The sequence below is a fragment of the Flavobacterium sp. LMO6 genome (assembly GCF_009495795.1).
GTDB lineage: Bacteria > Bacteroidota > Bacteroidia > Flavobacteriales > Flavobacteriaceae > Flavobacterium.
On the sequence record NZ_WIBH01000004.1, the window covers coordinates 206462 to 230462 of the forward strand.

Here is a 24001-nt window from a genome sequence, read left to right on the forward strand (position 1 = left end):
GTAAAGTCTTTTGGAAGTCTGTTGCAAAACACTATAAAAGAATAAGTAATGAGTTATAATTCCGATAAATATTTAAAATTATCAGGTTTAGAACCTTTGATTGTAACTCCAGAAACCAATTTTGTAAACGTTGGAGAACGAACAAACGTTACAGGTTCGCGAAAGTTTCTTCGTTTAATCAAAGAAGAAAAATACAACGAAGCGCTTTCGGTTGCACGAGAACAAGTAGAAGGTGGTGCGCAAATCATCGATGTCAACATGGACGAAGGAATGTTGGATGGCGTATATGCCATGACTAAATTTCTGAATTTAATCGCAGCCGAACCTGATATTGCCCGAGTTCCTGTTATGATTGATTCTTCAAAATGGGAAATCATCGAAGCAGGTTTAAAAGTGATTCAAGGGAAAGGAGTTGTGAATTCGATTTCTTTAAAAGAAGGAGAAGCTACTTTTATTCATCATGTCAAATTAATCAAACGATACGGTGCGGCAGTAATTGTAATGGCTTTTGACGAAAATGGTCAAGCGGATACTTTTGAAAGACGTATCGAAATCTGTAAAAGAAGTTATGATATTTTGGTTAATCAAGTTGGTTTTCCTGCCGAAGATATCATTTTTGATCCCAATATTTTTCCAGTGGCAACCGGAATGGAAGAGCATAAATTAAATGCATTAGATTTCTTCCGAGCAACCAAATGGATTCGTGAAAATCTTCCGTATGCGAATATTTCTGGTGGTGTGAGTAACGTGTCTTTTTCTTTTCGTGGAAATGATAAAGTGCGTGAAGCAATGCATTCTGCCTTCTTGTATCATGCGATCCAAAACGGAATGACAATGGGAATTGTGAATCCTGAAATGTTGGAAATTTATGACGAAATTGATCCTATTTTATTAGAACATGTGGAAGACGTTTTATTAAATAGACGTGAAGATGCCACAGAGCGTTTGTTAGATTTAGCGGAAAGTTTCAAAGGTGATGTGAAATCAAATGAAAAAGTAATTCAAGAATGGAGAAATGGTTCAGTTCAAGAGCGATTAACGCATTCGTTAGTAAAAGGAATCGACGAATTTATCGAAATTGATATTGAAGAAGCACGTCAGTTGGCTAAAAAACCAATCGAAGTTATCGAAATCAATTTGATGGCCGGAATGAATGTGGTGGGTGATTTGTTTGGTTCAGGAAAAATGTTCTTGCCACAAGTAGTAAAATCGGCCCGCGTGATGAAAAAAGCGGTGGCTTATTTGCTTCCTTATATTGAAGCTTCAAAAGATGGTTCTACTTCGTCAAGTGCAGGAAAAGTATTGATGGCGACTGTAAAAGGCGATGTGCATGATATTGGAAAAAACATAGTTTCAGTAGTTTTAGCCTGTAATAATTTCGAAATCATTGATTTAGGTGTGATGGTTCCGCCAGAAAAAATTATTGAAATAGCTATTAAAGAAAACGTAGATATTATTGGTTTGAGTGGTTTGATTACGCCTTCGTTGGACGAAATGGTGTATTTAGCTAAAGAAATGGATAAATTGAATATCAAAATTCCAGTAATGATTGGTGGTGCGACAACTTCTCGTGCACATACTGCTGTGAAAATTGCTCCAGAATATAAGGAAACCGTTGTTCATGTTAACGATGCTTCTCGTGCGGTAACTGTTGCAACGAATTTATTACAGCCCGATACAAAAGTTACTTATGCAAAATCACTTCGTGAAGAATATGACACGCTTCGTGAAGGTTATTTAAACAGAAGTCGAGAGAAAAATTTCTTATCTATTAAAGAAGCAAGAAAAAATAAATTCAAAATTGATTGGGAAAATTACGAACCTATAAAACCCAATTTCATCGGAACAAAAACCATTGAAGTGGAACTTTCCGAATTGGTAGATTTTATCGATTGGACACCCTTTTTTCAATCGTGGGAACTGTATGGGAAATATCCAGCGATTTTAACCGATGAAATTGTAGGTGAACAAGCCACTAATCTTTTTGAAGATGCGCAAAAAATGCTTTCTCAAATTGTTTCCGAAAAGTGGTTTTCTGCCAAAGGGATTTTGGGAATTTTTCCAGCGAATACAGTAAATGATGATGATATTGAGCTTGTCACTTCGAGCGGAGTCGAGAAGTTTCTGAGTTTAAGACAACAATCACAAAAAACGGTTGGAGCTCCAAATATCGCATTGGCGGATTTTATTGCTCCAAAAGAAATTGGCAAACAAGATTACATTGGATGTTTCTGTGTGTCAACCGGTTTTGGAGTGGATGAGAAAGCGTCGGAATTCGAAAAACAATTGGACGATTATAATTCGATTTTGGTAAAAGCTTTGGGAGATAGATTAGCAGAAGCTTTTGCAGAATATTTACACTTAAAAGTTCGAAAAGAAATTTGGGGCTACGCTTCTGATGAGGTTTTGTCAAATGAGGATTTAATCAAAGAACAATACAACGGAATTCGTCCCGCACCGGGTTATCCTGCTTGTCCAGATCATTTAGAAAAGCCAACTATTTGGAAATTATTAAATGTAGAACAAGAAATAGGAGTAAAGCTAACCGAAAGTATGGCAATGTGGCCAGCTTCATCGGTTTCAGGATATTATTTTGCGAATCCAGAAAGTAAATATTTTGGTTTAGGAAAAATTAAAAAAGACCAATTAGAAGATTACGCCAAAAGAAGAAATAGTAGTGTTGAACAAGCCGAAAAATGGCTCTCACCCAATTTAGCAGATTAAAATGAAAGTAACCGAACATATACAAAACGCCAACGGAAAACCTTTGTTCTCCTTCGAAATTTTACCGCCGTTAAAAGGACAAAATATTCAATCTATTTTTGATAGTATTGATCCGTTAATGGAATTCAATCCGCCGTTTATTGATGTAACCTATCATCGTGAGGAATATGAATTTAAAGAATTAGCAAATGGTTTGCTTCAAAAAAAAGTAGTAAAAAAACGTCCGGGAACCGTTGGAATTTGTGCTGGAATTCAGAATAAATATGAAGTGGACGCTATTCCGCATATTTTGTGTGGTGGTTTTACCAAAGAAGATACTGAAAATCTGTTGATTGATTTAGATTTCTTGGGAATTGACAATGTAGTGGCACTTCGTGGTGATGCAGTAAAAAGTGAAATTTACTTCAAACCCGAAAAAGAAGGACATTCGTATGCTTCAGAATTAGTAACACAAATTAGCAATTTAAATAACGGAATTTATTTGGATGAAGATTTACAAAATTCGACTAAAACTGATTTTTGCATTGGAGTTGCGGGTTATCCAGAAAAGCACATGGAGGCGCCTAGTTTAGATAGCGACATTCATTTCGTAAAACAAAAAATAAAAAACGGAGCCGATTATATCATTACACAAATGTTTTTTGACAATAAAAAATTCTTCGATTTTGTTAAAAAATGCAGAGCCGCCGGAATTACAGTGCCTATTATTCCAGGATTAAAACCTATCGCAACAAAGAAACAATTGAATTTAATTCCACATCGTTTTAGTATTGAATTACCCGATGATTTGATAATGGCGGTTGTAAAAGCCAAAGATAATGATGCAGTGAAACAAATTGGAATAGAATGGTGTACGCAACAAAGTAAAGAATTAGTTGCGGCAGGTATTCCCGTTTTACATTATTATTCAATGGGTAAGGCTGAAAATATAAAAACTATTGCAAAAGATATATTTTAACCATTTTTTCGTTCTTTTAAAAGGCTGATAAATAGAGGGTTTTTAATATTTTTTTAATAAAAGCTTGTAGGTGTAATTTTTATTTCGTAACTTCATAGAAATAAAAATCAAGTTATTATGAAAAATTTTATATTCACTTTCGTAATAGTGCTTGCAACCCAAATTGGATTTGCAGGTGAATTAGACTCTGTTTTAATTAAAGCTAGAGCATTAACTGAGAAAAAAGATTACACTGAAGCAATAAAGGTATATGAAAGTTATATCAAATTGTCTAAAGGTGAAAACTTAAAAGATGTATACATAGAAGTAGCAAATTGTTATTTCTATCAAGGCAATAAAAAAGAAGCTGTAAATAATATTAAAGCTGCTATTGTAAAATCTGGTTTTACAGAAGAAGATTTTATTTATAGTTCTATTTTAGATGAAAAATTATCTTCATATGCGCTTTCTGTTTTATATGATGATTATTTTAAACTTAGAAATAAGTATTTGGCAACGTTAAATTAATATTTTTTAGCCAATGCTTTTTTGGAATCTCCTTACAAGGTTTATTTGTAAGGAGATTTTTTTATTGCGTATTATGTGATTTACTTTTTCCCTGTTTTTTCTCTAAAAATCTGCTCTAAGTTTTTACTTTTTAATACAATTTGTAAAGTTCTTAATTGGTTTGCTTGAGCAAAGTCAAATAAAACGGGACGCATATCAGTTGCTGCAGTAAAAGTAAGTTCCCAAACTAAATCGTGAGTGTTTTTTGCTGATTTTAAATTTGAAAGAGAACTAAAAATATTTTCATCAACTTTTTTATCAAATTCTACTTCAATAACTTGTTCTGGATCTTCAGCAACTAAGTTGTTTAATTTTTTGTCGGTTACAATCTTTCCTTTGTCAATAATAATAATTCGATCACAAATAGCTTCTACTTCTTGCATAATGTGCGTTGATAGAAAAACCGTTTTATCCTTACCAATGTTTTTAATCAAATCACGAATTTCAACCAACTGATTTGGATCTAAACCTGTTGTTGGTTCATCCAAAATCATTACATCAGGATTGTGTAATAAGGCAGTTGCTAATCCTACACGTTGGCGATATCCTTTAGAAAGTTCACCAATTTTCTTATGACTTTCAGGAGTTAATCCTGTCAAAGCGATTACTTCATCAATTCTCGATTTGGCAACTTTGTGTAAATCGGCATTAAAAGCCAAATATTCTCTCACATATAAATCCAAATACAACGGATTATGTTCTGGTAAATATCCAACCGACTTCTGTACTTCTTTTTGTGCCAAAGTTACATCGTGTTCGTTAACCACTGCGGTTCCACTATCGGCTGTTAAATAAGTGGTCAAAATTTTCATTAAGGTTGATTTTCCAGCACCATTAGGACCTAAAAAACCTACGATTTCTCCTTTTTTTACAGAAAAACTAATGTTGTCTAACGCTTTTTGGTCTCCGTAATTTTTTGAAATATTTTGAACTTCTATTGACATATGATGTAAATTTTAGCAAAAGTAACTTTTTTTAAAAGAACTCAAATTTATTTAAAAAAGTATTTCAATTTCATTTTTTTTACTACTTTAGCAAAATATAATAACAAAGTCATAATGCTTAACAACAGCACGTTTTTTTATAACAATTCTTTTAATTTCTTCTGGAAACAGTTGAGGGATTGTTGTGCTATTATATAAATCAAAGAAATTTATTTTAAAAACATACAATCCCGATGCAAATCGGGATTTTTTTTTTGCTCATAATTATGGAGATTAAAATCGCAATTCAGGGAATTCAAGGGTCGTTTCATCACCAAGTAGCACATCGTTATTTTGGTGAAGCAATTGGTTTGGATGAATGTGTTACATTTAGAGATGTAGCTAATAGTCTAAAAAATAACCAGTCAGACAAAGCGATCATGGCGATTGAAAACTCAATAGCGGGCGCTATTCTACCAAATTATGCTTTAATCGATTCATACGATTTACACATTATAGGAGAGCATTTTTTAGACATACACATGAATTTGATGGTGTTTCCTGGGCAAACTATTGAAGAGATTCAAGAAGTACATTCGCATCCAATTGCTTTGTTGCAATGTGCCAATTTCTTCAGTCAATATCCACATATTAAATTGGTAGAAAGTTCGGATACCGCAATCACCGCAAAACGAATTCAGGAAAATCAATTAAAAGGAATCGGTGCTCTTGGCGGACCAGTTGCTTCCGAAATTTATAATTTGGAAATCATTGCAAATGGAATTCACACCGTAAAAAGTAATAAAACACGCTTTGTTGTTTTAAAAGCTTCCAATAAAGAAATTCCGAAAGAACTCATCAATAAAGCATCGATAAAATTTGAATTAGATGACATGCCGGGTTCGTTGGCAACGGTTTTAAATGTTTTGAATAATTGCAAATTGAATTTAACGAAAATTCAATCACTTCCTATTATCGAAACACCTTTTACTTATGCTTTTTTTGTGGATGTAGTTTTTGAAAAATACAAGCACTTTGAAAAAGCGAAAAAAGTAATGGAAATTATGACGACGCATTTCAAGGTTTTGGGCGAATATGAAAGAAGTAAACAATAATAATTTAAGAATAAATAGTAATTTTACAGTGAAATAAGGATTATGGAAAATAAAAAAGAATTACGCACTTGGTTAGATGATTTTCAGTTAAATCATCCGCTTGTTATAGCAGGGCCATGTAGTGCAGAAACCGAAGAACAAGTTTTAAAAATTGCACACGAATTAAAAAATTCGGATGTTTCGATTTTCCGTGCGGGAATTTGGAAACCTCGCACGCGTCCAGGCGGATTTGAAGGAGTGGGAGAAATTGGATTAAAATGGTTGCAAAAAGCCAAAGCAGAAACAGGTTTGTTAATGGCAACCGAAGTAGCAACAGCAGCTCACGTAAAATTAGCATTGGAACACGATATTGATGTGCTGTGGATTGGAGCCAGAACTACTGTAAATCCATTCGCAGTTCAGGAAATTGCTGATGCATTAGAAGGAACTGATAAAATTGTTTTGTTGAAAAATCCAGTTAATCCTGATTTATCTTTATGGATTGGTGGTTTAGAGCGATTGTATAATGCGAACATCAAGAAATTAGGTGTAATTCACAGAGGGTTTTCCACTTACGAAAAAACAAAATATCGCAATAATCCCGAATGGCAAATAGCGATTGATTTACAAAATCGTTTTCCTGATTTACCTTTAATTTGTGATCCTTCCCACATTACAGGCAAGCGCGATATGATTCAAGAAGTGTCGCAACAAGCGTTAGATTTGAATTACGACGGATTAATTATTGAAACACACATTGACCCAGATAATGCGTGGAGTGATGCCGCACAACAAGTAACACCTGCTACATTGAAGCAAATGTTCATCAATTTACGCGTTAGAAAAGTGTCGGATGATGAAAGCGAATACAACCAAAAAATGGCAAAACTGCGTATGCAGATTGATGAATATGATGGAAAGTTGTTAGAAATTTTAGGAAATAGAATGAAAGTAGCCGATAAAATAGGCTCATTAAAGAAAGATAAAAACGTTGCAATTCTTCAAAACCAACGTTGGAATGAAATTTTAGGGAAAATGATTTTGGAAGGCGAAGAAAAGGGTTTAAGTAACGATTTTGTAATGTTGTTGTTTAAAGCGATACATCAGGAGAGTATTAATCATCAAGAAAAAATAATTCGTGAAAATTAATTTTGTTAAATAAGGCAATTGCCTTATATATTTATTTATATATTTTCATTAATATTGTATTTTAATAATTAACATAAATTTTAAAAAAAAATGAAAAAATTCTTATTATTAGCTGTAGCATTTTTAGGTTTTGCAGCAAACGCTCAAGTTGACAAAATTTATAAACACAGCGGTGAAGTTGTAGAAGGTAAAGTACTTAGATTAGACGAATATACAGTTGTATTCAAATATGATGGTGAAGATGCTGAAAATACATTTGGAAAATATGCAATTGAAAAAATTGTTTATGGTAAAACAGGCCGCGTTGAAGAAGTTACAGAAAAAATCATAATCAACGGTGAAGCTGATTGGGAAAAAGTAGTTATTTTAGAAGATAAATCTTATATCGCTGGATTAAAAAAAGGTGGTGAAGTAAGAGGTAAAACAGGATTAATTAACTTCCAAACAGGAAATACTGGGGATAAAAAAGCTCAAAAGAAATTAAAAATGGATGCAGCTAAGCAAGGTTGTCCTTTTATTCTGTTAACAGCTGATAAAACTACTGTAGGAGCAAACTCTAATGCATTAGGAGGATCACAAGCAATTAAAACAGGTGTTTCTTATAAATACTAATTTTAGTAATACAACATCAAAAGGCTACTTAATCAAGTAGCCTTTTTTATTTATAGTTTTTAACAAGAAACACTATCTTTGTTGAAAATAATTATTAGTTATCCTGAGCTAGTCGAAGGACTAACTTCTAACTTCTAACTTTGCATGACTGGAATCGTATATAAATCTACAGGAAGTTGGTACACCATTAAAACTGAAAATGGTGCTTTTTTAGAGTGCCGTATAAAAGGTAAATTTAGAATGAAGGGTATTAAAAGTACCAATCCTATTGCGGTGGGAGATGTAGTAGATTACGATATCGAAAATACAACCGATGAAACTACGGGAGTAATTACTACTATTCACGAACGTAAAAACTATATTGTTAGAAAATCTGTGAATTTATCACATCAAATGCATATCATTGCATCGAATATTGATGTGGTTTTTTTATTGGTTACCATCAATAATCCACCAACAACAACAAGTTTTATCGATCGTTTTTTAGTTACTGCCGAAGCTTACGGAATTGAAGCGGTAATCGTTTTTAATAAAATTGATACGTTTGATGACCCAACATTAGATGAACAATTGTATTTACAGCATGTTTATTCTTCAATTGGTTATAAATGTTTACGCGTTTCTGCTAAAGATGGAAAAGGAATTGACGAATTAAAAGCTTTAATGAAAGATAAAGTTTCTATGTTTTCTGGGCATTCAGGTGTTGGGAAATCAACTTTGGTAAACACGTTAGAACCTTCGTTAAATTTAAAAACCAAACAAATTTCGGAATCACACGCACAAGGAAAACACACTACAACTTTTGCTGAAATGTTTGATTTGTCTTTTGGAGCACAAATTATAGATACACCCGGAATTCGTGGTTTTGGAATTGTTGATATGGAAAAACAAGAAATTGGAGATTATTTTCCAGAATTCTTTGCTTTAAAAGACCAATGTAAATTTAATAATTGTTTACATAAAGACGAACCACATTGCGCCATAAAAAATGCGTTAGAAAAAGATGAAATTGCGTGGTCACGTTATAAAAGTTATACCCAAATTTTAGAAGGAGACGAAGAGCAATATCGCGCCGACATTTACGATGCAGAGAGAAGAGCCAGCGATGAAACTAGAAAATAAATTGTTTTTACGGATTTACGTAAATCTTTTCTGATATTTTTTATATTTTTGACCTTTATTTTCAATGAAAACAGTAATTCAACGGGTTTCCGAATCATCAGTTTGTATAAACAATGAAGTTGTAGCTCAAATTCAACAAGGCTTATTAGTTTTAGTTGGAATTGAAGACGCCGATAATCAAGAAGATATCAATTGGTTAACATCAAAAATTGCTAATCTTCGCATTTTTGCTGATGAAAATGATGTGATGAATTTGTCATTAAAAGACATTAATGGAGAAATGATAATTGTAAGTCAGTTTACATTACATGCTGCAACAAAAAAAGGAAACCGGCCGAGTTATATCAAAGCCTCAAAACCAGATGTTGCTATTCCGCTCTATGAATCTTTTGTCCAACAAATGGAAGCAGAATTAGGAAAAAAAATACAAACCGGTCAATTTGGAGCCGACATGAAAGTAAGCTTAGTTAATGACGGACCTGTTACGATTATAATTGATACAAAAAATAGAGAGTAAATTTAAGAATTTAAAATTTGTTATGATTAAGAGAATTATTTTATTGTTCGTTTTTCCAATATTTTGTTTTTCCCAAGATTTTAATTTGACAGCATTATCTATTCCTAAGGAATTATCAGAAAATGCGAATAGTGTTGTTAGAAATCAAAAAATTGAGATAGAAATTCCGTCTCAAAAATTAATGATAATTAAAAAATCAAAGACAATTACTATATTAAATAGCAAAGGATTAAATAATATAGATGCTATTGAATATTATGATAAATCTAGAAAAATTAAAACCATTGAAGCTATAATTTACAATGCTTTTGGTAAAGAAATTAAGAAAATTAAACAGAAAGATTTTAAAGATCAAAGTGTAGCCGATGGTTTTTCAGTTTATAACGACAATAGAGTTTTATATTTAGATTATACTCCAATAGGGTATCCTTTTACAGTTGTTTATAATAGCGAAATTGAAACATCTAATACAGCTTTTATCCCTAGTTGGAATCCAATTGAAAATTTTTATGAAAGTACTGAAGAAACATCTTTATTAATAAAGTATAAAACAGAACTTAATTTAAAAGTAAAAGAATTTAATTTTTCAGAAGGATTTTTAATTGAAAAATTAGAATCTTCAAATTCAATAAGTTATAAAGTAAATAAAATTCTAGCTAAAAAGTATGAAGAATTAATGCCAAATCATAAAAAGGTTTTTCCAATTATTTATTTTGGATTAGAACATTTTCAACTTGAAAACGTTACAGGTATTTCTAGTAATTGGAATGATTTCGGGAAATGGTATTATAATTCGTTACTAGCCGATACCGAAGAAATTTCAGAAGAAACTAAAAATACAATAAAAAAATTAGTAGGAACTGAAAAAGATACTATTGAAATAGCTAAAAAAATATATAGTTATGTTCAAGAAAAAACCAGGTATGTAAGTGTTCAAGTTGGTATTGGTGGTTGGAAGCCTATGTTAGCAAATGATGTAGATAAGTTAGGATATGGAGATTGTAAAGCATTAACAAATTACACAAGAAGCTTGTTGAAATCTGTAGGGGTTAACTCCTATTATTCTGTTGTATGGGCAGGTAACGAAAAGCGTAATATTGATAATGATTTAGCTAGTGTACAAGGAAATCATGTTATTTTATCTATTCCTACAAATGATAAATACATTTGGCTAGAATGTACAAGTCAAATTAATCCATTTGGTTTTCAAGGCGATTTTACAGATGATAGAGATGTTTTATTAGTTAAGCCTGATGGCGGACAAATTGTTAAAACAGAAGTGTATGCTGAAAATAAAAATTTAAAAGAAATTAAAGGTTCATACGAAATTAGAGAAAATGGTAGTTTGTATGGTAAGATTAAAACAATTTCTACTGGACTTCAATACAATAGAGAGTTTGTAAAAGAAAGATTAAGTAGAGAAGAATTGATCGAAAGATTTAATGATGATTTATCTGCAATAAATAATTTAAGTGTAAAAAATATTAAACTTAATAATGATAAAAATAAAATCGAATTTATTGAAGAAATCGAATTTGAGGCCGAAAGTTATGCGCAAAACACTAATGGTAAATTAATATTTGCTTTAAATGCTATAAATCAGGAATCTAATATTCCGAAAAAATATAAAAATCGCGAATTTCCATTCGAAATTCAAAGAGGTTTTACCGAAGTTGATCAAGTAGAAATTATTTTACCTAATGGATTTACAATTGAGGCAATGCCAAATGGAATAGAAATCAATTCAGATTTTGGATACTATAAAATAGAATTTTTAAATATTGATTCGAAACAAATTATTTGCAAACGTAAGTATGTATTAAAAAAAGGATTTTATGAAAATGATAAATATGAAGCTTTTAGAAAATTTAAAGAAACAGTAGCTAAAAACGATAATTCAAAAATAATACTAACCAAATTATAATTTACCATGAGAACCCTACTATTACTACTAACAATTACATTTTCATTAAGTATGCAATCGCAGAAAAATGAATTAGGAAAAGTAACTGCAGAAGAACTTAATCAAAAAAAACACCCAACCGATACTAGTGCAGTAGCTGCAATTTTATTTAAGATGGGGGATGTTAGTTTTGAATATAGTCAACAAAGTGGCTTCTTTATTAAGACAAATATTAAAAGCAAAATAAAAGTTTATAAGAAAGAAGGTTATGATTGGGGTAACTTTGAAACGTTACTTTATAACGAAAATAACGCTAAACAAACTTTAGATATTAAATCGGCATATACTTATAATCTTGTTGGAGATAAAGTTGAAAAAACAAAATTAAAGGCTGATGGAGTTTTTGACGAAAAAGTAAATGAATATTGGTCTAAAAAAAAGATTACAATGCCTAATGTAAAAGAGGGATCAATAATTGAAATTGAATACACAATTAAAGATGAAGGTACAGGATTAATTGATGAATGGACATTTCAAGAGGAAATCCCAGTGGATTATTCAGAATACACTACAAGAATTCCAGAATATTATGTTTATAATACTCATTTTAGAGGTTGGTTATCACCAAAAATAATAAACGAAGATTTAAGAGAATCTGTTGAATTAAGAAGTAAAGTAGGACAAGAAACAGGAAATTCAAGAACAACTTTTAATACAGAACAATTAAGTTATAAATTAAAAAAGACGAATTATAAACTAGAAAATATTCCAGCAATTAAAAATGAATCTTTTACAAACAATATAAAAAATTATACGTCTTCACTTGTTTTAGAACTTGCAATGACAAGATTTCCAAATCAAATGACACAAACTTATTCCACAGATTGGGAAACAGTAACAAAAAAGATATACGATTATACCGATTTTGGTCCTGAATTAAATAAAACTGGATATTATGAAAAGGATATTGATGAATTGTTAAAAGGAATTTCATCACCTTTAGAAAAAATTGGTTTAATTTTTAGTTATGTTAAAAACAGAATGAATTGGAATGAAATGTATGGATATTCATGTAAAAGTGGGGTACGTAGTGCATATAAAGATAAAACAGGGAATGCTGCAGAGATAAATCTTATATTAACTTCTATGTTACGTTATGCCGGTTTATCAGCCAATCCAATTCTTATAAGCACACGCTCAAACGGAATTGCATTATATCCTTCAAGATCGGCTTTTAATTATGTAATTTCGGGAATAGAATTAGAAAATCAGATTGTTTTATTAGATGCAACTAATAAATATTCGTTGCCTGGAGTATTGCCAATTCGTGATTTAAATTGGTATGGGCGAATAATTAGAGAAAATGGTAGTTCAGCAACTGTATCTTTAACCCCACAAAAAAAATCAATAGATGCAGTAACTTTAATGGGTAATATAAACAATGAAGGGGAAATTTCGGGAAAGGTTAGAAAAAAACTGTTTGATTATAATGCTTATGTTTTTAGAAATAATTATAATGGAGTTTCAAAAGAAAGTTATATAGAAAAATTAGAAAAAGAAAATTTAGGTTTAGAAATTGAAGAATATGAAGTTCAAAATAGTGTTAACTTAAATGAACCCATTGTTGAAAATTATTCTTTTAAATCAACAAATTCAGTAGAAGTCATAGGGGATAAATTATATATATCACCTTTACTTTATTTTACATTTAAAGATAACCCATTTAAACAAGAGAATAGAGAATATCCAGTTGATTTTATATTTCCAAATCAAGATAATTTCAAAATTTCACTTACTATACCTGAAGGATATAATATTGAAACTTTACCAGAATCTAAAGTAATTGCAATGCCAGATAATATTGCGAAGTTTTCTTATGAAATTTCTAAAAACAATAACCAGATACAACTTTCTTATATTTTTGATATTAATAAAGTTGTAATTGATAACGGATATTATGAAACTTTAAAAGACTTTTTTAAAGAATTAGTTAATAAAAATAATGAGCATATTGTTCTTAAAAAAATATAGAAATGAACCTAAAAAATTCCCAACAAGAAGTTGATAACTGGATTGCAGCACACGGTGTTCGTTATTTCAATGAATTAACAAATATGGCGCAACTTACTGAAGAAGTAGGGGAAGTAGCCCGAATTATTGCGCGTCGTTATGGCGAACAATCAGAGAAAGAAAGTGATAAAAATAAAGACCTTGGTGAAGAACTTGCCGATGTTGTTTTTGTAGTTTTGTGTTTAGCCAATCAAACAGGAGTTGATTTACAAGCAGCTTTTGATAAAAAAATGGATTTAAAAACCAAACGCGATCACGATCGTCATCATAACAACGAAAAGCTAAAATAAATTGAACTGGATTTTACTCATAATCGCAGGTTTATTCGAAGTAGGTTTTGCAACTTGCCTCGGAAAGGTAAAAGAATCAACAGGAAATGTTTCCTTACTTTGGTATGGAGGTTTTTTGGTGTGTCTTTCAATTAGCATGCTATTATTAGTAAAAGTAACTAAGGAATTACCGATTGGAACAGCTTATGCGGTTTGGACAGGAATAGGCGCTGTAGGAAGTGTTTTAGTTGGAATTATCGTTTTTAAAGAACCTGCAACTTTTTGGCGTGTGTTTTTCATCTCCACATTAATTTTATCCATTGTTGGATTAAAAATAGTTACTAAATAATGAATTTATTACTTCAGTCATCCAGCATCCAGCATCCAGCATCCATTAAAATCACTGGTAGTAAATCAGAGACTAATAGGTTGTTATTGTTGCAAGCATTATATCCAAATTTAGTTTTAGAAAACACCTCAAATTCTGATGATTCTGAAGTAATGCAGAAAGCATTAACTAACACCCATTACCCATCACCCATCACCAAAACAATAGACGTTCACCATGCAGGAACAGCTATGCGTTTTTTAACTGCTTTTTTTGCTATTCAAGATGAGAAAGAAGTGGTGCTGACTGGTTCAACTCGTATGAAAGAGCGTCCAATTAAAATTTTGGTAGATGCTTTAAATCAGTTAGGAGCCGAAATTTCCTATGAAGAAAATGAAGGTTTTCCGCCATTACGAATTAAAGGCAAAAAACTCACAGAAAGCAAAGTATCACTTCCGGCCAATGTAAGTAGTCAGTATATTTCAGCTTTGTTGTTAATTGCACCTAAATTAGAAAATGGTTTAGAGTTGACATTAGAAGGTGAAATAACTTCAATTCCATACATCAAAATGACGTTGGCTTTGTTAAATGAAATTGGAGTAGAAACTTCATTTGAAAACAACCTCATTACTGTCAAATCGAGCGAAGTCAAGATTAATTCAAAATTAATTACAGTTGAATCCGATTGGTCATCGGCATCTTATTGGTTTTCTATTGTAGCCTTATCAGAAATTGGCACACAAATTTCGCTTTCAAGTTATAAGCAAAATAGTTTACAAGGTGATAGCGCTTTAATAGAAATTTACAAGGATTTTGGTGTTGAAACAGTTTTTAATAGTGATAATTCAATCACAATTTCAAAAGAAAGAATTCATAATTCGCAACTCGCAACTTGTAATTCACAACTCAACAATTGTCCCGACATTGCTCAAACAATCGTGGTTACTTGTTTTGGATTAGGAATAGGTTGCGATTTATTTGGATTACATACTTTAAAAATAAAAGAAACTGATCGTTTAGAAGCGTTAAAAGTTGAGTTAATTAAATTAGGTGCTGATGTTATGGTTACTAACGAATCGTTGCATTTAAAAGCCTCAAATTTAATTAATAAAGATATTGTCATAAAAACCTATCAAGACCACAGAATGGCAATGGCTTTTGCTCCTTTAGCATTGAAAGTCCCAATTATTATTGAAGATGCTGAAGTGGTTTCAAAATCCTATCCTACCTTTTGGGAAGATTTAAAATTAGTTGGCTTTAAAATGGATTAAGATTGGCTATCGCTTTACAATTTGAATTTGCTCTAAAATAAGTTGTACCCTGTCTGGTGAAACCGGAATATGAACTCCCGTGCTTAATTCTAAACTACCGCCATCAGATTTGTTATACGCTACAACTTGTTCAAAATTAACAATGTAGGATTTGTGAACACGCATAAATCGTTTGTCTGAACATAAAATATCTTCGAAATTCTTTAAGTTTCTGCTTACTAAGTTTTTAGTGCCAGTTATGCAAAAAACCTCAGAATAAGCTCCTTCTCCTTTTATATGCGCAATTTTTGTAGTGTCTAAAAAAATTAAGGTATTGCCCGAAGGAACTGCAATTTTGCTTAAACTTTCTTGTTGAATGTTTTCTTTTAAGATTTTGAAATTTTCGAGCTTTTGTTTTTGTTTTTCTAATCGAGCAATTGCATCAGCTAATTGTTCTGGATTAATAGGTTTTAATAAATAATCAATGGCAGAAAACTTAAAAGCTTGCAACGCATATTCGTTATAAGCAGTGGTGAAAATTATAGAAAAATTGATATCGTTTTCATCAAAAAAATCTAATAATTCTAACCCACTATGACCTGGCATTTCTATGTCTAATAATACTAAATCTGGATTGTATTTTCTTATGGCTTTTACACCTTCAGGTAAATTTTCACATTCGGCTACTATTTCCACATTGGGACAATATTCCTGAATTAGTAAGTTTAAAGAAACTCTAGCTCTTTTTTCGTCATCTATAATTATTGCCTTCATTTTAATACGTAATTGGGATTTCAAAAACTACTTTAGTACCAATAGACTGATTACTTAAGTTTGTTTTATCAATATATTGAATTGAAATATTTTTTTGATTGTATTGATTAAGTAAATGAACTCTATTTTGCATGGCTTCTGTAGCAAAAGAATTGTGATTTTTATTTTTTATAGTGTTTAATTCAGCACTTTTATTGCGGCCTATACCATTATCATCAATGGAAACTTTTATATGTTCAGCCTCTTTTTCAAATAGAATAGTAACTAATTTTTCTCCTTGTTTATGAAGTAATCCATGTTTTACCGCATTTTCTACATAAGGTTGTAAAAGCATGGTTGGGATTTTAATGTTTTCGGTATCAATAGCTTCGTTAACTAAAATCTGATAACTAAAATCTTCTTCAAAACGCGCTTTTTCAATATCTAAATACAAACTCAGTGTTTTTATTTCCTCGGCAATAGAAATAGTTTCTTTTTCCGTCATTTCTAAAATGGTACGCGTTAAATTTGAAAATTTAGATAAATAATTTACGGCTTGTTTTTTGTCGTTTGATAAAATAAAAGACTGAATAGTATTTAATGCATTGTAGAAAAAATGCGGATTCATTTGTGATTTTATGGCTTTTAATTTTGACTGATTTAGGTTTTTTTCCAGATTTATTTTTTCTAATTGCAACTTGTTTTTGTATTCTATTTTACGAATTTGCCATTTGTAATACATGTAAATTAAACCTAGAAACAGTAACCCAAATCCAATTAAAAATAAGGGTTTTAGCCAAAATGGTTTTTTGATTTCAAATTGAATCGTTTGTAAATCAATTTTAGCATTATTGTAATTTATAATTAACTGAATTTTGTAATTTCCTGAAGATAAAGAAGAAAGCTTTAAGTTTTTGTCTGTATAATCTAAGGTTTTCCATTTGGAATTATTTATTTTATAGGAAACGCTGTAGTTTTCATTAGGAACAAAAGATAAAGTAGAAAAATGAATTGCTATATCATTTTCATCCGGATGTAGTTCGTTTAATTGGTTCAGCTCTTTACGTTTTCCATTTACTGAAATTTCATTAATGATCAGTTTAGGCTTTGGAAAACCCTCAATTTCTTGTCTTTTTTTAATTACAATTCCTTTTGAGGTAGCAAATAAAAGCTGATTATTTTTTAAAACAACATCTGTAACTTCAATGTCATTACTTAACGACATTACTTTTTGTGTGTTTTTCGTCTCCAAATCATATTCATAAATACTATTTGCTGTAAATAAATAGCAATAGTTATTTCTAATAAAAAAACGGTTAAACTTTTCTTTTGCAAGAAAATTTGGAAGTTTAAAAATAGAAATTTCGTTTTTTGAATTTAAAGAATATAATTTTTCTGCAGTTGATAATCCAATAATGTTATCTTTATATTTTTGAATTCGAATTAAAAATAAAGTTTCGTTTTTGTATTTTATTTCTTTGTTTTTTCCGTCGTTAGTAATTGCAATTAAACCATTATTGGTAGCGTAGTATAAGGTGTTGTTTTTAGAATTATATTCGGTAGATTTTCCATTTGTATTTGTTAATAACAAAGCTTGATTAAACCCAGAAAAACCTTTGTCTTTATTTTTTTCGAAAATTACATCCCAACTACTTTTTAAGTTTTTGTCAATATAAAAAATTCCTAAAAGCCCACTTGCAGCAAACGAAAAGTATTTATGATCTACTTTTTTAATGTCTTTAACAGCAATAGAATATTCTTTTGTTAGTTTGTTGTTTTTGTTTAAAATGTGAAATTTAAATGAATTAAAAAACACATTATCGTTAATGGTATCGGCAAATATCTGACTAATAGCATGATTGCTTTCTGTTTCGAAAATTTTTTCTACTTGTAATGAATTGCAATCGAGTTTGTATACCAAATCTTTTTCTGCACCGATAAAAATTTTGTTTTTACCCATTGCTAAAGAGTTGGGTCTAGGGTATAAATCGATATAATTGTTTGAAAAATCTTGAATATATAAAACCCCTTTATTTAGCGTGGAAACCCAATAATTTTTATGCTTGTCTTTAAATACAAAAGATATGTTTTGATCCGTAAAATAGGTTTTATTGTGGTTTAATGTCAAATCGTTTTTATAAACCCCGTTAGGTGTGCAAATCCATATAGCATCATCTGTTATGGATGTGTTTTGAGTAAATTCAGCTGGATTGCTTAGTTTGTGTTTATGAAATCTTCCTTTTTCAAAACTATAATAGTTAGCCGTTGATTTAGAATTAATAATAATTTTTTCTTCCCAAGTGTTAATAATTGGAGTAATGATTTCTGCATAAAAATCTTCAGGTAATTTATGTTTTTTAATTTCATTTTTATTGCCCAATTCATATAAATAATTGCCTAAAACATAGAATTTTTCTTTAGTAGCAAAACAAAAACGAACTTCTTTATCATTAATAACGTGTTTTGCTTTTACTTTTAAAGATTTTAAATCATATACTAAAACAGCGCCAGGTTGAATTAAAAAAAGTTCATTATTTATAATTCCAAATCTAAAATAACCTAGAGAAGTTCCTTGAGGTAATGCTTTTAAATTACCTTTTTCAACAAAATATAAAAAGCCATCAAAATTTGCATACCAAATTCTTCCATATTTATCTTCTTGAATACAAGAACCCGATTTAGAAGTTTGAAAATCGGCAGTGAATAATTTAAAGTCATTTCCATCATATCGGCACAATCCTTTTCCAGTAGCAAACCACATAAAACCTTTGCTGTCCTGAAAAATATCATACACGCTATTTGAAGGCAATCCAGAAGTTTTGTCGATAGTAATGTGATACGGATTTTGACTAATGCCTAAATTCGATAGAAAGATAAAAATTATTAAAATTGAAATTCGCAATTGGATTTGATTTTAAACAAATGTATGAAATACACTTTTAATATTACAAATGAGTTTACCAAACCTAGTTATGGATTAACGAAAATTTATTTCGTAAACCGAAAATAGGGTTTGGTAAACTGTCTTTCTTTTAAAAATGTGAAGTAAGATACTTTTGAGTAAATTTTAAATCATTTTAATATGAAAACACGCTTGCTTTTTTATTTTTTACTTTTTCAATTATCTGTTTTTTCACAATGTTGGAATCAAATATCTGCTGGATATGAACATTCTGCTGGAATAAAATCCGATGGAACTCTCTGGACATGGGGAAAAAATACAAATGGACAACTTGGTGATGGAACATTAGTAAATAAACCTAATCCTACACAAATAGGAACTGATGCTGATTGGACTATGGTAAGTGCTTCATATTCTCATACAGTTGCCTTAAAATCAAATGGAACAATGTGGTCTTGGGGAACTTCAAGTGGTCAGGTAGCAAATTTTTCTTCAACTTTATTGGTTCCTACACAAATAGGAACTGATGCTGATTGGACATATATTAATACTTCTTCAAATTTAACATTTGCTATAAAATCTAACGGTGAATTGTGGACCTGGGGATCAGATAATTATGGTAGAATTGGAAGAGTAAATAACGCTGCTCTACCAGCAAAAGTTATAACAACAGGAGGGCAAATTTGGGTTGAGGCTGGAGGATCTGCAACACATTCGGTGGGTTTAAAGTCTGATGGAACTATTTGGGCTTGGGGTAATGGTGCCGATGGTAGATTAGGTAATTCTTCTTTTACCAGTCAAGTAATTCCTGTTCAAGTGGGTACTGATACTAACTGGAAATCTATAAAAGCAGGAGCAGATTACAGTATAGCTGTAAAAACAACAGGAACGCTATGGGCTTGGGGTAAAAACGATTTAGGGCAACTAGGTACTGGCTCTTTAGCTAGTCCAATAATCTATCCTGTTCAAATTGGATCGCTAGCTACATGGGATAAAATATCGGCAGGTGATAATCATAATTTAGGTATTAAAACAGATGGTTCTTTATGGTCTTGGGGAAGTAACGGTTTTGGACAACTAGGAACAAACAACACTGTGATGTATACTTTTCCTATACAAGTAGGAGTTTTATACAATTGGACTAATGTGGAAGCAGGATTTTTACATTCAAGCGCATTAAATAATTATGGAATTGGAAGTGATTGGGCTTGGACTTGGGGAAATAATGGTTCTGGTAGATTAGGTAATAGTAATATAAATACTTTAATTCCAAATACGATTAATTGTCCATTAACTATAGTTACACCAGTTTTTAACCAAATAGCTGCCCAATGTTCAGGAGCAACTTTTGTTTTACCTACTATATCAACTAATGGTATTACTGGTACTTGGTCACCCGCTATAAATAATTCCGCAACAACTACTTATACTTTTACACCAACCGCTGGTCAGAATGCCACAACTACTTCAATGACAATAGAAGTAAATAATCCAATAACTCCAACAGGTAACGCTGTTCAAAATTTCACAATTACATTATTACATAATAAAACACTATCAGATATTGTTGTTTATCCATCAAATGTTGTTTGGTATCCAAGTATACGTAATGCTATTTCTGGTACAAATCCTTTACCAAATAACACACCATTAGTAAGTAGGAATACGTATTATGCCGTAAATGTTATTGGTACTTGTAGGAGTGCACCTTTTGCAGTAACTGTAAATATTACTAATTTTTCTAACAGGAATAAAATGGGGATAAATTCAGATATTAATGTTTTTCCAAACCCGGTTAATGATGTTTTAAACATAGAAACTGTTTTAGATATTCAATCAGTTGAAATTTATAATATTCAAAGTCAAAAAGTATTGTCTTCAAATCAAAAAGAAATTAATGTTTCTGATTTAGCTACTGGAATGTACATGGTTCGTATTCAAGATGCAGACAATAACATTGCAACTAAGAAAATAGTAATTAAATAATAAATTATGAAGCAATCAAAATTAGAAGAATACAAATTAGAGTTGTTATTGTTTGTTTTATATACTTCTCTATTTACACTCGTTTTTAATTTGTTTTTTTAATAATAAGGAAGCACTCTTAGGAGTGCTTTTTTTATTTTATGCTTTCGTAAACTGAAAATAGGGTTTGGTAAACTCACTATTATAAAGATGATTTTACTCAAGTACTTTTGAATCAAACTTTAAAAATTACTTATTATGAAAACAAAATTACTAATATTGTTATTATTGGCATTTTCTATGTCAAATGCACAAACTATTTCTACTAGAGTTGGTTCAACCCCGGGATATGTTGAAGGAACAAGTGCAACTGCTCGATTTGATCGTCCGAAAGGTATCGCAATAGACGGCGGTGCTGCAGTGGTTGTTACAGATCAAAATAATAACAGAGTTAGAAAAGTATTTTCTGACCATTCAACTGCCTTTTGGGCAGGAAGCGCCACAGGTGGTACCATTATAAACGGAACTGGCGCGGCAGCAAGGTTTAGTTCTACTGGTTTGGAGGGTGTTGCTCGTGATGGTTTTAATAATGCTTACGTTTGCGATGCTGGAAATAATGCCATTCGTAAAATAACTTCTGCTGGTGTAGTAACAACTTTTGCTGGGGGAACTCAAGGAACAGCAGATGGTACGGGAACAGCAGCCCAATTTAATTATCCTGTAGGAATTGCTATTGATGCTTCTGGAAATCTATATGTTACCGATGCAAGTAATCATCGTATTAGAAAAATTACACCAGCAGGTGTAGTAACTACTTTAGCAGGAAGCGCAAATGGTTACGCCGATGGAACAGGAACAGCAGCTCAATTTAGTTTTCCTATGGGAATTGCTGTTGACGCCTCTGGAAATGTATTTGTAGGTGAAAACTGTAGAATTAGAAAAATAACACCAGCTGGTGTAGTAACAACTTTTGCAGGTGGTACAGTTGGTTACTTAGATGGTAATGGAACAGCCGCTAAATTTAACAATGGTATATTAGGAATAGCAATTGATAATTCAAGTAATTTGTATGTAGCGGATTCGTACAATTACAGAATCAGAAAAATTACTCCGACTGGTGATGTTTCAACTTATGCCGGTTTAGGTTATTCAGGTACAACTGATGGTGATGTATCTGTTGCTACTTTCGATGTGATAACAGGAATAGCAATAAATACTGCACAAAATATTTTGTATATTGTGGATCATTTTAACAATAGGATTAGAGAAATATTGCCACCAGTACCAGCAACTGTTCCAACAATTTCCGGAGTTATTGTAAGTCAAATAACAACTAGTTCCGCTAGAATATTTTATTCGTTAAATGCAAATAATGGAGCTACGACATCAATAGTAAAATATGGTTTGTCAAGTGGGGCTTTAACAAATCAAATAACAGGATTTTCTACTACAGGAAATACTGCAAATCAGGGATATGTAAATATATATGGACTTTCGCCAGGAACAACTTATTATTTTCAAATAGAAGCTACAAATACAGCAGGAACAGCTACAAGCACAATAGGAAGTTTTACAACGCTTTCACCGCCAACTCCATTAACAATTGCAGAATATAGTTTTGATAATACATATAATAATCTTTTAGGTTCTGCTCCGTTTGCTTCAAATGCTGGAACTTCATTTACAACAGACAGACATGGTAATACGTCTGGCGCTATTAATATTAACGGTACTGGTTCAACAGCTACAATTACAGGTTTACCTTATGGAAATGAAGCACGTACGGTTTCTGTTTGGGCAAAAGTAAATGCACACAATTCTGCATTTCCATTTCATAACACAATATTCTCTTATGGAGCATCTAGTAATAGTAACGCTTTTGGGTGTTCTATAACTGATGGATCTACAATGGCTCTAGGCTATAATGATAATTATGTGGCATTAAGTACAAACAATTTGTCTACATGGGACCATTATGTTTGTGCGTATGATGGAACTAATGCAAAAGTTTATAAAAACGGCACATTGTTAGGTTCTCAAGCTAAGGTGTGGAATACAATTAACAATTCCGATGTATTCAGAATTGGAATTGGTGTTGGAGGAGAATTTTGGTTCAACGGTGCAATTGACGACCTAAAAATTTATAATTACGCTTTAAATGCAACAGAAGTTTCTAGCTTATACACAAACAACACTTTGACTTCAGAAAGCTTTAATTCAAACAATTTAGAAGTTGCTTTGTATCCAAACCCTGTTCGTAATATATTAAACATTGAAACTGCTTTGGAATTAAAATCAGTTGAAATTTATAACATTCAAGGGCAAAAAGTATTGTCTTCTAATCAAAAACAAATCAATGTTTCTGATTTAGCTGCTGGAATGTACATGGTTCGTATTCAAGATGTAGATAATAATATCGCAACTAAAAAAATTGTAATTAAATAATGAAAAAAGTAATCATCATTGCTGTTTTGTCTTTAGGGTTGTTATCCATGAACATCATATCATTAAAGCAAACTAACGCAATTATTAAAGAAGAAGCAGTTTCTGAAAAATTCGATATCAAAATCAAAAATGATACAGGTAACGAAGTAAAGGTAATCAACGCAGGAAGTGGCGGTAGTTATTCGTTGTCAAAAGGAGCAACAACAACTATAAAAATGGAAGAAGGCGATAAGTTGCATTATTACGAAAAAGGAAAAAAAGGAGCGTTAATCTTAACCGCTTCTAAAGATATGCACAATAAAGTACAACTATTGAGTAAGTTATAATAAGTAGTTTTTTTAGTTTTGATTTGGGCGTTGTTCAGTAAACAGTGGAAATTTTAAAATAAACCGCTTTTTACTTGACAACGCCTATTTCATAATCGTATATTTGCAGCCTTGTTTAGGAGTTCAAAATCTCTTTAAACTTTTA

19 protein-coding genes are annotated in these 24001 nt (G+C 31.3%); 16 read left to right on the forward strand and 3 right to left on the reverse strand.

What is annotated here, in order from left to right:
- The first annotated feature begins 48 nt into the window (after window positions 1-48).
- The 3 genes from metH to GFJ99_RS05955 all read left to right on the forward strand — a co-directional run bounded on the left by metH (window position 49) and on the right by GFJ99_RS05955 (window position 4189).
- Window positions 49-2724, forward strand: coding sequence for a methionine synthase (gene metH / locus GFJ99_RS05945; RefSeq protein WP_153207942.1), 2676 nt, complete (start codon window positions 49-51; stop codon window positions 2722-2724).
- Between the two features lies 1 nt (window position 2725).
- Window positions 2726-3682, forward strand: coding sequence for a methylenetetrahydrofolate reductase [NAD(P)H] (metF, locus tag GFJ99_RS05950; RefSeq protein ID WP_153207943.1), 957 nt, complete (start codon window positions 2726-2728; stop codon window positions 3680-3682).
- A 117-nt stretch (window positions 3683-3799) separates the two neighbouring features.
- Window positions 3800-4189 carry a hypothetical protein gene (locus GFJ99_RS05955; RefSeq protein ID WP_008254727.1) on the forward strand — a complete coding sequence of 130 codons (390 nt, stop codon included), beginning with the start codon at window positions 3800-3802 and terminating at the stop codon, window positions 4187-4189.
- 80 nt (window positions 4190-4269) lie between these two features.
- On the opposite strand, the gene gldA is transcribed toward GFJ99_RS05955, so the two are convergent.
- Window positions 4270-5172, reverse strand: a complete 903-nt coding sequence (gene gldA, locus GFJ99_RS05960) for a gliding motility-associated ABC transporter ATP-binding subunit GldA (RefSeq protein WP_153207944.1) — start codon at window positions 5170-5172, stop codon at window positions 4270-4272.
- A gap of 266 nt (window positions 5173-5438) precedes the next feature.
- Between gldA and GFJ99_RS05965 the strand changes: the two genes are divergently transcribed.
- The 10 genes from GFJ99_RS05965 (at window position 5439) to aroA (ending at window position 15486) form a co-directional block, all read left to right on the forward strand.
- Window positions 5439-6266: a prephenate dehydratase gene (locus tag GFJ99_RS05965; protein ID WP_153207945.1), complete on the forward strand. Its 828-nt coding sequence runs from the start codon at window positions 5439-5441 to the stop codon at window positions 6264-6266.
- A 42-nt stretch (window positions 6267-6308) separates the two neighbouring features.
- Window positions 6309-7394: a bifunctional 3-deoxy-7-phosphoheptulonate synthase/chorismate mutase type II gene (locus GFJ99_RS05970; protein ID WP_153207946.1), complete on the forward strand. Its 1086-nt coding sequence runs from the start codon at window positions 6309-6311 to the stop codon at window positions 7392-7394.
- Window positions 7395-7484: 90 nt separating this feature from the next.
- A complete protein-coding gene (locus GFJ99_RS05975; protein WP_008254717.1) occupies window positions 7485-8006 on the forward strand; it encodes a hypothetical protein in 522 nt (173 codons plus the stop codon).
- 144 nt (window positions 8007-8150) lie between these two features.
- Window positions 8151-9128, forward strand: a complete 978-nt coding sequence (rsgA, locus tag GFJ99_RS05980) for a ribosome small subunit-dependent GTPase A (protein ID WP_153207947.1) — start codon at window positions 8151-8153, stop codon at window positions 9126-9128.
- 64 nt (window positions 9129-9192) lie between these two features.
- A complete protein-coding gene (dtd, locus tag GFJ99_RS05985) occupies window positions 9193-9645 on the forward strand; it encodes a D-aminoacyl-tRNA deacylase (RefSeq protein WP_153207948.1) in 453 nt (150 codons plus the stop codon).
- A gap of 85 nt (window positions 9646-9730) precedes the next feature.
- Window positions 9731-11569 (forward strand): DUF3857 domain-containing protein, encoded by a 1839-nt coding sequence (locus tag GFJ99_RS05990; protein ID WP_238990100.1) that lies wholly within the window; start codon window positions 9731-9733, stop codon window positions 11567-11569.
- 6 nt (window positions 11570-11575) lie between these two features.
- Complete coding sequence (locus GFJ99_RS05995; RefSeq protein ID WP_238990099.1) at window positions 11576-13579, forward strand: DUF3857 domain-containing protein; 2004 nt, start codon at window positions 11576-11578, stop codon at window positions 13577-13579.
- Between the two features lie 2 nt (window positions 13580-13581).
- Window positions 13582-13908: a nucleotide pyrophosphohydrolase gene (locus GFJ99_RS06000; RefSeq protein WP_153207950.1), complete on the forward strand. Its 327-nt coding sequence runs from the start codon at window positions 13582-13584 to the stop codon at window positions 13906-13908.
- A gap of 1 nt (window position 13909) precedes the next feature.
- Window positions 13910-14236, forward strand: coding sequence for a multidrug efflux SMR transporter (locus tag GFJ99_RS06005; RefSeq protein WP_153207951.1), 327 nt, complete (start codon window positions 13910-13912; stop codon window positions 14234-14236).
- Entirely contained in the window at window positions 14236-15486 is a 1251-nt protein-coding gene (aroA, locus tag GFJ99_RS06010) for a 3-phosphoshikimate 1-carboxyvinyltransferase (protein ID WP_153207952.1), read from the forward strand. Before GFJ99_RS06005 ends, aroA begins: the two co-directional genes overlap by 1 nt.
- Before the next feature lie 6 nt (window positions 15487-15492).
- On the opposite strand, the gene GFJ99_RS06015 is transcribed toward aroA, so the two are convergent.
- Both GFJ99_RS06015 and GFJ99_RS06020 read right to left on the reverse strand, forming a co-directional pair.
- Window positions 15493-16239, reverse strand: coding sequence for a LytTR family DNA-binding domain-containing protein (locus tag GFJ99_RS06015; RefSeq protein WP_153207953.1), 747 nt, complete (start codon window positions 16237-16239; stop codon window positions 15493-15495).
- A gap of 1 nt (window position 16240) precedes the next feature.
- Window positions 16241-19120, reverse strand: coding sequence for a histidine kinase (locus tag GFJ99_RS06020; protein ID WP_153207954.1), 2880 nt, complete (start codon window positions 19118-19120; stop codon window positions 16241-16243).
- A gap of 180 nt (window positions 19121-19300) precedes the next feature.
- Here GFJ99_RS06020 and GFJ99_RS06025 point away from each other — a divergent pair, with 180 nt between their 5' ends.
- The 3 genes from GFJ99_RS06025 to GFJ99_RS06035 all read left to right on the forward strand — a co-directional run bounded on the left by GFJ99_RS06025 (window position 19301) and on the right by GFJ99_RS06035 (window position 23856).
- Window positions 19301-21106 carry a T9SS type A sorting domain-containing protein gene (locus GFJ99_RS06025; RefSeq protein ID WP_153207955.1) on the forward strand — a complete coding sequence of 602 codons (1806 nt, stop codon included), beginning with the start codon at window positions 19301-19303 and terminating at the stop codon, window positions 21104-21106.
- Between the two features lie 237 nt (window positions 21107-21343).
- On the forward strand, window positions 21344-23530 hold the full coding sequence (locus tag GFJ99_RS06030) for a LamG-like jellyroll fold domain-containing protein (RefSeq protein ID WP_153207956.1): 2187 nt from the start codon (window positions 21344-21346) through the stop codon (window positions 23528-23530).
- Window positions 23530-23856 carry a hypothetical protein gene (locus tag GFJ99_RS06035; protein WP_153207957.1) on the forward strand — a complete coding sequence of 109 codons (327 nt, stop codon included), beginning with the start codon at window positions 23530-23532 and terminating at the stop codon, window positions 23854-23856. The genes GFJ99_RS06030 and GFJ99_RS06035 overlap by 1 nt, the downstream gene beginning before the upstream one ends.
- The last annotated feature ends 145 nt before the right edge of the window (window positions 23857-24001 follow it).

Bases quoted from the DNA above. Each gene is read 5' to 3' on its own strand.
- metH (WP_153207942.1), top strand. From the start codon at position 49: ATGAGTTATAATTCCGATAAATATTTAAAATTATCAGGTTTAGAACCT.
- metF (WP_153207943.1), top strand. From the start codon at position 2,726: ATGAAAGTAACCGAACATATACAAAACGCCAACGGAAAACCTTTGTTC.
- GFJ99_RS05955 (WP_008254727.1), top strand. From the start codon at position 3,800: ATGAAAAATTTTATATTCACTTTCGTAATAGTGCTTGCAACCCAAATT.
- gldA (WP_153207944.1), bottom strand. From the start codon at position 5,172: ATGTCAATAGAAGTTCAAAATATTTCAAAAAATTACGGAGACCAAAAA.
- GFJ99_RS05965 (WP_153207945.1), top strand. From the start codon at position 5,439: ATGGAGATTAAAATCGCAATTCAGGGAATTCAAGGGTCGTTTCATCAC.
- GFJ99_RS05970 (WP_153207946.1), top strand. From the start codon at position 6,309: ATGGAAAATAAAAAAGAATTACGCACTTGGTTAGATGATTTTCAGTTA.
- GFJ99_RS05975 (WP_008254717.1), top strand. From the start codon at position 7,485: ATGAAAAAATTCTTATTATTAGCTGTAGCATTTTTAGGTTTTGCAGCA.
- rsgA (WP_153207947.1), top strand. From the start codon at position 8,151: ATGACTGGAATCGTATATAAATCTACAGGAAGTTGGTACACCATTAAA.
- dtd (WP_153207948.1), top strand. From the start codon at position 9,193: ATGAAAACAGTAATTCAACGGGTTTCCGAATCATCAGTTTGTATAAAC.
- GFJ99_RS05995 (WP_238990099.1), top strand. From the start codon at position 11,576: ATGAGAACCCTACTATTACTACTAACAATTACATTTTCATTAAGTATG.
- GFJ99_RS06000 (WP_153207950.1), top strand. From the start codon at position 13,582: ATGAACCTAAAAAATTCCCAACAAGAAGTTGATAACTGGATTGCAGCA.
- aroA (WP_153207952.1), top strand. From the start codon at position 14,236: ATGAATTTATTACTTCAGTCATCCAGCATCCAGCATCCAGCATCCATT.
- GFJ99_RS06015 (WP_153207953.1), bottom strand. From the start codon at position 16,239: ATGAAGGCAATAATTATAGATGACGAAAAAAGAGCTAGAGTTTCTTTA.
- GFJ99_RS06025 (WP_153207955.1), top strand. From the start codon at position 19,301: ATGAAAACACGCTTGCTTTTTTATTTTTTACTTTTTCAATTATCTGTT.
- GFJ99_RS06030 (WP_153207956.1), top strand. From the start codon at position 21,344: ATGAAAACAAAATTACTAATATTGTTATTATTGGCATTTTCTATGTCA.
- GFJ99_RS06035 (WP_153207957.1), top strand. From the start codon at position 23,530: ATGAAAAAAGTAATCATCATTGCTGTTTTGTCTTTAGGGTTGTTATCC.